This is a genomic window from Aquibium carbonis (assembly GCF_003970795.1).
Classification (GTDB): domain Bacteria; phylum Pseudomonadota; class Alphaproteobacteria; order Rhizobiales; family Rhizobiaceae; genus Aquibium; species Aquibium carbonis.
In genome coordinates, this window is the sequence record NZ_RWKW01000150.1 from 1 (window position 1) to 7,883 (window position 7,883).

At 68.5% G+C, this 7,883-nt stretch carries 5 protein-coding genes and 1 pseudogene; 4 read left to right on the forward strand and 2 right to left on the reverse strand.

The window, feature by feature from the left end; all coding sequences use genetic code 11:
• Both EJC49_RS25880 and carB read left to right on the forward strand, forming a co-directional pair.
• Positions 1–457 (forward strand): annotated as a pseudogene (locus tag EJC49_RS25880) (SH3 domain-containing protein); the annotation flags it as partial.
• 211 nt (positions 458–668) lie between these two features.
• Positions 669–4,163 carry a carbamoyl-phosphate synthase large subunit gene (carB, locus tag EJC49_RS24870; protein WP_126702623.1) on the forward strand — a complete coding sequence of 1,165 codons (3,495 nt, stop codon included), beginning with the start codon at positions 669–671 and terminating at the stop codon, positions 4,161–4,163.
• A gap of 385 nt (positions 4,164–4,548) precedes the next feature.
• Here carB and EJC49_RS24880 read toward each other — a convergent pair whose 3' ends face one another.
• Complete coding sequence (locus EJC49_RS24880; RefSeq protein ID WP_126702624.1) at positions 4,549–6,222, reverse strand: NAD+ synthase; 1,674 nt, start codon at positions 6,220–6,222, stop codon at positions 4,549–4,551.
• Positions 6,223–6,341: 119 nt separating this feature from the next.
• On the opposite strand from EJC49_RS24880, the gene EJC49_RS24885 reads away from it, so the two are divergent.
• Together EJC49_RS24885 and EJC49_RS24890 are read left to right on the forward strand one after the other, a co-directional pair.
• Positions 6,342–6,623: a type II toxin-antitoxin system RelE/ParE family toxin gene (locus EJC49_RS24885; protein WP_126702625.1), complete on the forward strand. Its 282-nt coding sequence runs from the start codon at positions 6,342–6,344 to the stop codon at positions 6,621–6,623.
• 35 nt (positions 6,624–6,658) lie between these two features.
• On the forward strand, positions 6,659–6,958 hold the full coding sequence (locus tag EJC49_RS24890; RefSeq protein ID WP_126702626.1) for a HigA family addiction module antitoxin: 300 nt from the start codon (positions 6,659–6,661) through the stop codon (positions 6,956–6,958).
• Positions 6,959–6,964: 6 nt separating this feature from the next.
• On the opposite strand, the gene EJC49_RS24895 is transcribed toward EJC49_RS24890, so the two are convergent.
• On the reverse strand, positions 6,965–7,678 hold the full coding sequence (locus tag EJC49_RS24895) for a DNA-3-methyladenine glycosylase I (RefSeq protein WP_126702627.1): 714 nt from the start codon (positions 7,676–7,678) through the stop codon (positions 6,965–6,967).
• Positions 7,679–7,883 lie beyond the last annotated feature (205 nt).

Sequence of the window (7,883 nt, forward strand, 5' to 3'; positions counted from 1 at the left end):
GTTCCGCACGGAGGGGGCGCAACTGATTGACCGCGAAGCCGCGGCGTCCGAGGCCGTCGACGATGCGGCCGAGACCCGCCCCGAGCCTGCCGAAACGCGTCCCCCGGCTTCGCAAGCACCGGCGCCGGAACCCCGGCTGGTCGCGCAGGTGCAGACGCCGACGCTCGCCGCCGAGGCCGAGGCCGGCGCGGCCGCCGAGATCCCCTGCGCCCGCTATGTCGGCCAGCCGATGGCCCGCTGCGAAGTCCGCGTCCAGCGTCTTGCCGCCGACGACGCCGACGTCACGGTGCTGTGGCCGGACGGCGGCGAGCGCCTGATCCGCTTCCGCGCCGGGCAGCCCGACGGCACCAACACCCGCGGCGAATTCCGCTTCACCCGCGAGGCCGAACTGAACCTGATCCGCATCGGCACCGGCGAGCGTTTCGAAATTCTCGACGCCCTGCCCTTCGGGGAATAGGCGCGTCGCGGCGCCGGCGCCGGCAGCACGGCCGAAGCAAGCCGAAAAGTCACGAAATCGGGGTTCCCTCACCCCGCTTCCTCCCCTATAAGGCCCGCCTAGCCAGACACCCTTCTCCCTTGCGCACCGGCCGGGCCGTTCCCGTTCGGCGCTTGGCGCAAGCAGCCTGCCGCGGCGCGCCGGCGCGCGAAAAAAGAAAGTCCTGACGACCATGCCCAGACGCACCGATATCTCCTCCATCCTGATCATCGGCGCGGGGCCCATCGTCATCGGCCAGGCCTGCGAATTCGACTATTCCGGCACCCAGGCCTGCAAGGCGCTGAAGGCCGAGGGCTACCGCGTCATCCTGGTCAACTCCAACCCGGCCACGATCATGACCGATCCGGAGCTGGCCGACGCGACCTACATCGAGCCCATCACGCCCGAGGTGGTGGCCAAGATCATCGCCCGCGAGCGGCCCGACGCGCTTTTGCCCACCATGGGCGGACAGACCGCGCTCAACACGGCGCTGTCGCTCAGGCGCATGGGCGTGCTGGAGCGCTACGGCGTCGAGATGATCGGGGCGAATGCCGAGGCAATCGACATGGCCGAGGACCGCTCGCTGTTTCGCGAGGCCATGGCGCGCATCGGGCTGGAGACGCCGCGCTCCTGGCTCGCCAATGCCAGCGCCGTGAAGGACGAGGACCGCAAGCGCCACGAGGCCGAGCGGGAGGCGCTCAAGGCATCGGCTCCCGACGATCTCGACGCGGCGCTGGACGAGCTGGAAACGCGCTGGAACCTCGGCGAAGGCGATCGCAAGCAGCGCTACATGAGCCACGCCATGGGCATCGCCGCCCAGGCGCTCGACGTCGTCGGCCTGCCCGCCATCATCCGCCCCTCCTTCACCATGGGCGGCACCGGCGGCGGCATCGCCTACAACCAGGCGGAATTCTTCGACATCGTGCGGTCGGGCCTCGACGCCTCGCCGACGACGGAGGTGCTGATCGAGGAGAGCGTGCTCGGCTGGAAGGAGTACGAGATGGAGGTCGTCCGCGACAAGGCGGACAACTGCATCATCGTCTGCTCGATCGAGAACATCGACCCGATGGGCGTGCACACCGGCGATTCGATCACCGTCGCGCCGGCCCTGACGCTCACCGACAAGGAATACCAGGTGATGCGCAACGCCTCGATCGCGGTGCTGCGCGAGATCGGCGTGGAGACCGGCGGCTCGAACGTGCAGTTCGCCGTCAACCCGGCCGACGGCCGCCTCGTCGTCATCGAGATGAACCCGCGCGTGTCGCGCAGCAGCGCGCTCGCCTCCAAGGCCACCGGCTTCCCCATCGCCAAGGTCGCGGCGCGGCTTGCCGTCGGCTACACGCTCGACGAACTCGAAAACGACATAACCGGCGGCGCCACGCCCGCCGCCTTCGAGCCGTCGATCGACTACGTGGTGACCAAGATCCCGCGCTTCGCCTTCGAGAAGTTCCCCGGCGCCGATCCGGTCCTGACCACGGCGATGAAGTCGGTCGGCGAGGTCATGGCGATCGGCCGCACCTTCGCCGAATCGCTGCAGAAGGCGCTGCGCGGGCTGGAAACCGGGCTGACCGGCCTCGACGAGATCGAGATTCCCGGCCTCGGCGCGAGCGGCGACCATGGCGACGACCGCAACGCCATCCGCGCCGCGCTCGGCACGCCGACCCCCGACCGGCTGCGCATGGTGGCGCAGGCGATCCGCATGGGCACCTCCCTGGAAGAGGTGCATTCCATGTGCTTCATCGACCCGTGGTTCCTGGAGCAGATCGCGGCCATCATCGCCATGGAGGCGCGCGTGCGCGAGCACGGCCTGCCGCAGGACGCGGCCAACATGCGCATGCTGAAGGCCATGGGCTTCTCCGACGCGCGGCTGGCCTCGCTGGTGAGGAAGGACGCCGACGACGTGGCGGCGCTGCGCCGGCGCCTCGACGTGCACCCGGTCTACAAGCGCATCGACACCTGCGCGGCCGAGTTCGCCTCGCCGACGGCCTACATGTACTCCACCTACGAGGCGCCCTTCGCCGGCACGCCGGCCGACGAGGCGCAGGTGTCGGACCGGAAGAAGGTCGTCATCCTCGGCGGCGGCCCGAACCGCATCGGCCAGGGCATCGAGTTCGACTATTGCTGCTGCCATGCCGCCTTCGCGCTGGCCGACGCCGGCTACGAATCGATCATGATCAACTGCAACCCCGAGACCGTGTCGACCGATTACGACACGTCCGACCGGCTCTATTTCGAGCCGCTGACGGCCGAGGACGTGCTGGAGATCCTGCGCGCCGAGCAGAGCCGCGGCACGCTCGTCGGCGTCATCGTCCAGTTCGGCGGCCAGACGCCGCTGAAGCTCGCCGACGCGCTGGAAAAGGCCGGCATCCCGATCCTCGGCACCTCGCCCGACATGATCGATCTCGCCGAGGACCGTGACCGCTTCCAGAAGCTGCTGGTCAAGCTCGGCCTGATGCAGCCGAAGAACGGCATCGCCTGGTCGGTCGAGCAGGCCCGCGTGGTGGCCGGCGAACTGGGTTTCCCGCTGGTGGTCCGCCCCTCCTACGTGCTCGGCGGCCGGGCCATGCAGATCATCCACAACGAGGGCATGCTGCAGTCCTACCTGCTCGACACGGTGCCCGGCCTCGTGCCCGAGGACATCAAGCAGAAATATCCCAACGACAAGACCGGCCAGATCAACACGCTGCTCGGCAAGAACCCGCTTCTGTTCGACACCTACCTGTCGGGCGCCATCGAGGTCGACGTCGACTGCCTCTGCGACGGCCAGGACACCTACGTCTCCGGCATCATGGAGCACATCGAGGAGGCTGGCATCCATTCGGGCGACTCGGCCTGCTCGCTGCCGGTGCATTCGTTGGCCCCTTCGCTGGTCGACGAGCTGGAGCGACAGACGGCGGCGCTGGCCCGCGCGCTCAAGGTCGGCGGGCTGATGAACGTGCAGTTCGCGGTCAAGGACGGCGACATCTACGTGCTCGAGGTCAATCCGCGCGCCTCGCGCACCGTGCCCTTCGTCGCCAAGACCATCGGCAAGCCGATCGCCAAGATCGCCGCGCGCATCATGGCCGGCGAGAGCCTGGACGCGGCCTTCGCCCATTACGGCGCCAAGCCCGACCCGCGCGCGCTCGGCCACATCGCCGTCAAGGAAGCCGTCTTCCCCTTCGCCCGCTTCCCCGGCGTCGACACCCTGCTCGGCCCCGAAATGAAATCGACCGGCGAGGTCATGGGCCTCGACACCGATTACGCGCTCGCCTTCGCCAAGGCGCAGCTCGGCGCCGGCGTCGACCTGCCGAGGTCGGGCACGGTGTTCGTGTCCGTGCGCGACGAGGACAAGGCCGCCGTGCTGCCCTCGGTCAAGCGGCTGGCCGGCATCGGCTTCAAGGTGCTCGCCACCTCCGGCACGGCGCGCTTCCTGCGCGAGAACGGCGTCGAGGCCGAGAAGATCAACAAGGTTCTTGAAGGCCGGCCGCACATCGAGGACGCGATCCGCAACCGCCAGGTCCAGATCGTCTTCAACACCACCGACGGCCAGAAGGCGGTGTCGGACTCCAAATCGCTGCGCCGCGCCACGCTGATGCAGAAGGTGCCCTACTACACGACCATGGCCGGTGCCGCGGCCGTCGCCGAGGCGATCGCGGCGCTGAAGGCGGGCAGCCTCGAGGTGCGGCCTTTGCAGAGCTATTTTTCGTAAGCGCGTTCCGCAGTCGGCAGTCGGCAGTCGGCAGTCGGCAGTCGGGAACATCGCGCGCAGAGTTTGAGAACGCAAGCCAGACGTCGCGTTCCGTCGCGCCCCCCTCTGCCTGCCGGCATCTCCCCCACGCGGGGGGAGATCACGCGCTTCCGCGCCTTCGCCAACAGCCGACGTTGCTTGACGAGCGCGAGGCCGAAGCTGTCGATCTCCCCGCTTGTGGGGGAGATGGGCGGCAGCCCAGAGGGGGGCGCGACGGGGCGCGGCTTCGGTGTCTTGCGGCGGCGTGCGTCCTTCGAGGACTGGCGCGGACAGCACCCCCTCACCGTCCCGGGCTTCGCCCGGGCCACCTCTCCCCCTGCCCGGGGGAGAGGATGGCAGCTTGTTGCTACGCCCCCTCCCGATACCTGTTCGTGATCGGGTACCGCCGGTCCCGGCCGAAGTTTTTCCGCGTGATCTTGACGCCCGGCGCGGCCTGGCGGCGCTTGTATTCGGCGACGTAGAGCAGGTGCTCCATGCGGGTGACGGTGGCGGCGTCGTGGCCGCGCGCGACGATGGCGTCGACCGACATCTCGTTCTCGACCAGGCATTCCAGGATGTCGTCGAGCACCGGATAGGGCGGCAGCGAATCCTGGTCGGTCTGGTTCTCGCGCAGTTCCGCCGAGGGCGCCTTGTCGATGATCGACTGCGGGATGACCTCGCCCGACGGGCCGAGCGCGCCGGGGGGAACGGTCGTGTTGCGCCAGGCCGACAGCTTGTAGACCTGCATCTTGTAGAGGTCCTTGATGGGATTGAAGCCGCCGTTCATGTCGCCGTAGAGCGTGGCATAGCCGACCGACATCTCCGACTTGTTGCCGGTGGTGACGACCATCGAGCCGAACTTGTTGGACAGCGCCATCAACAGCGTGCCGCGCGCGCGGCTCTGCAGGTTTTCCTCGGTGATGCCGGCCGTGGTGCCCTGGAACAGCGGGCCGAGCGCGGCCATGAAGCCCTCCACCGGCTCGGCGATCGGGATCACGTCGTAGCGGCAGCCGAGCGCCCGCGCGCAGGCCTCGGCGTCGGCGATGGATGCGCGGGAGGTGTAGCGGTAGGGCAGCATGACGGCGTGCAGCCGCTCCTCGCCGAGCGCGTCGACGGCGAGCGCGGCACAGAGTGCGGAATCGATGCCGCCCGACAGGCCGAGCACGACGTCGCGAAAACCGTTCTTGTTGACGTAGTCGCGCAGACCGAGCATGCAGGCGCGGTAGTCGGCCTCCTCGGTCTCGGGAATGCGCGATAGCGGCCCCTGGGCGCAGCGCCAGCCGTCGCCTTCCCGCTTCCAGGTGGAGACCGAGACGGCTTCCTCGAACTGGCTCATCTGGAAGGCGATGCCCTTGTCGGCCTGGATGGCGAAGGAGGCGCCGTCGAAGACGAGTTCGTCCTGGCCGCCGAGCTGGTTGGCGTAGACGATCGGCAACCCGCTCTCGATCACCTGGCGGATGACCACCTGGTGGCGCACGTCGACCTTGCCGCGATAATAGGGCGAGCCGTTGGGCACGAGCAGGATCTCCGCACCCGCCTCGGCCAGCGTCTCGCAGATCCCGAGATCGCCCCAGATGTCCTCGCAGATCGGGATACCGAGCCGCACGCCGCGAAAGTTCACCGGCCCCTGGATCTCGGGCGCGGGCTGGAACACGCGCTTCTCGTCGAATTCGCCATAGTTGGGCAGGTCGAGCTTGTAGCGCTCGGCGAGCGCGCGGCCGGCATCGGCCACGACGACCGCATTGTGCAGCCCCGAGGCGCGGCGCAGCGGCGTGCCCATGATGACGCCCGGCCCGCCATCGGCGGTGTCGGCGACGAGCGCGGCCACCGCCGCCGCGCAGGCTTCCACGAAGGAGGCGCGCAGCACGAGGTCCTCGGGCGGATAGCCGGAGATGAACAGCTCGGTGAACAGCACCAGCTCCGCCCCGTGGCGCGCGGCTTCGGCCCGGGCGGCGCGCGCCCTGGCGAGATTGCCGGCGATGTCGCCCATCACGGGGTTGAGCTGGGCGACGGCGATGCGGAGCGTGTCGGGCGTTGTCATGGCGCCGGTTTAGCGCGAGGCAGGAGCGGCGGCAATGGCGGGCGGAGGGGAGGAAGCGATCGTCCGCATTGCCCCGGCGAGCGTATCAGACTATGATACAGACATGATGAGAAGTGGTCATGATCGTCTCGTTCAGAGGAAAGGTCGTGGAGCAGGTCGCGGCAGGCCGGGCCCCCAAGGGCTTTCCGGCCAACCTCGTCGCGACGGCCGAACGGAAATTGCGGGCGATCGACCATGCACTGGAGCTGCGAGATCTTCGCTCACCGCCCGGCAATCGTCTCGAAGCGCTGAAGGGTGGCCGAACGGGTCAGCATTCCATTCGCATTAACGATCAATGGCGGATCTGCTTCCGGTGGACGGAAGCCGGCGCGGAAGACGTCGAGATCGTCAACTATCACTAGCGGGCGCAGGCACGCGCCGGACACGAGGACATGACATGCTGCGCTTCGCTCGCCCCATTCATCCGGGAGAATTCCTGCGGGAGGAGTATCTCGCCCCGCTCGGCATGAGTCCGGGTCATCTCGCCCGGCAACTCCGGCTGCCGCGCACGCGCATCGAACGGATCGTCAAGGAAGAGGTCGGCCTCACGCCGGACACGGCGCTCCGGCTGGCGCGCTTCTTCGACACGACCCCGCAATTCTGGATGAATTTTCAGCAGGCCTACGAACTGGAGACCGCATCGGAACGGCTGCGGGACGAACTGGACCGGATCGAGCCGATGGGCAAGGCGGCCTGACGCGCCCTACTCCCCCACATACGCCCTGAGATCCTCCGCCGCGCGGTTTTCGCCGATGGACAGGGCGAGGATGCGCGAGAGGTGGGTGTAGGAAAGCCCGGTCTCGGCGGCATAGGCGTTCATCCGCGCCTGGAGGGCGGCGAGGTCCTTCTTCGAGGTCGGATTTTCGGCGATCGCTAGCCCCGCGTCGCGCAGCGCGGCGGCCATGTCCTTGGAGACCACGTAGGCGTCGAAGCCGATCCAGCGCAGGAAATACTGGCCGGTGTTGCCGCCCAGCCGGCTGCCCTGCTTGCCCAGCAGCGCGATCAGTCCCGCCTGGTCGTCCCTCGGCCAGGTGGCGAGGAAGCGGCCGAAGCCGCCATGCTCGGCCGAGACGCGGTCCACGAAACCGGCATTCTCCCGCACCGAGCGAATCTTCTGCGGATTGCGGACGATGCGCGTATCGGCGGCCAGTTCCTCCCAGAACTCGTCCGGCTGGAACAGCAGACGCTTCGGCTCGAAGCCGAGAAAAGCCTCCTCGAAGCCCGGCCATTTCTGCTCGATGACGCGCCAGACGAAGCCGGCGGAAAAGACGCGGTTCGCCATGGTGGAGAGGATGCGGTGGTCGGGGACGGCCGCCAGCGCGGCATTGTCGGGCGCGGGCGGCAGCAGCGTCGCCAGCACGTCCTCGCCGCCCTTGCGGTCGGCGGCCCTCGCCCGGATGTCGTCGAACCGCTTCATCGCGTTCCCTCCGCCACCCCGTCCGGCGGCAGCAGACGCTAACCGATCCACCGGGGGCTTGGCGAGAGGGTCGCGGGACGAAGCAGCCGGCTCCCGCCAGCCTCAGTGCGGCTCCAGCACGGCGTCGCCGCGATCCAGGATCAGCGGGATGATCAGGTCTTCCTCGTCGTCGAGATGGCGCGCCAGCATCGCCACCAGCGACTGG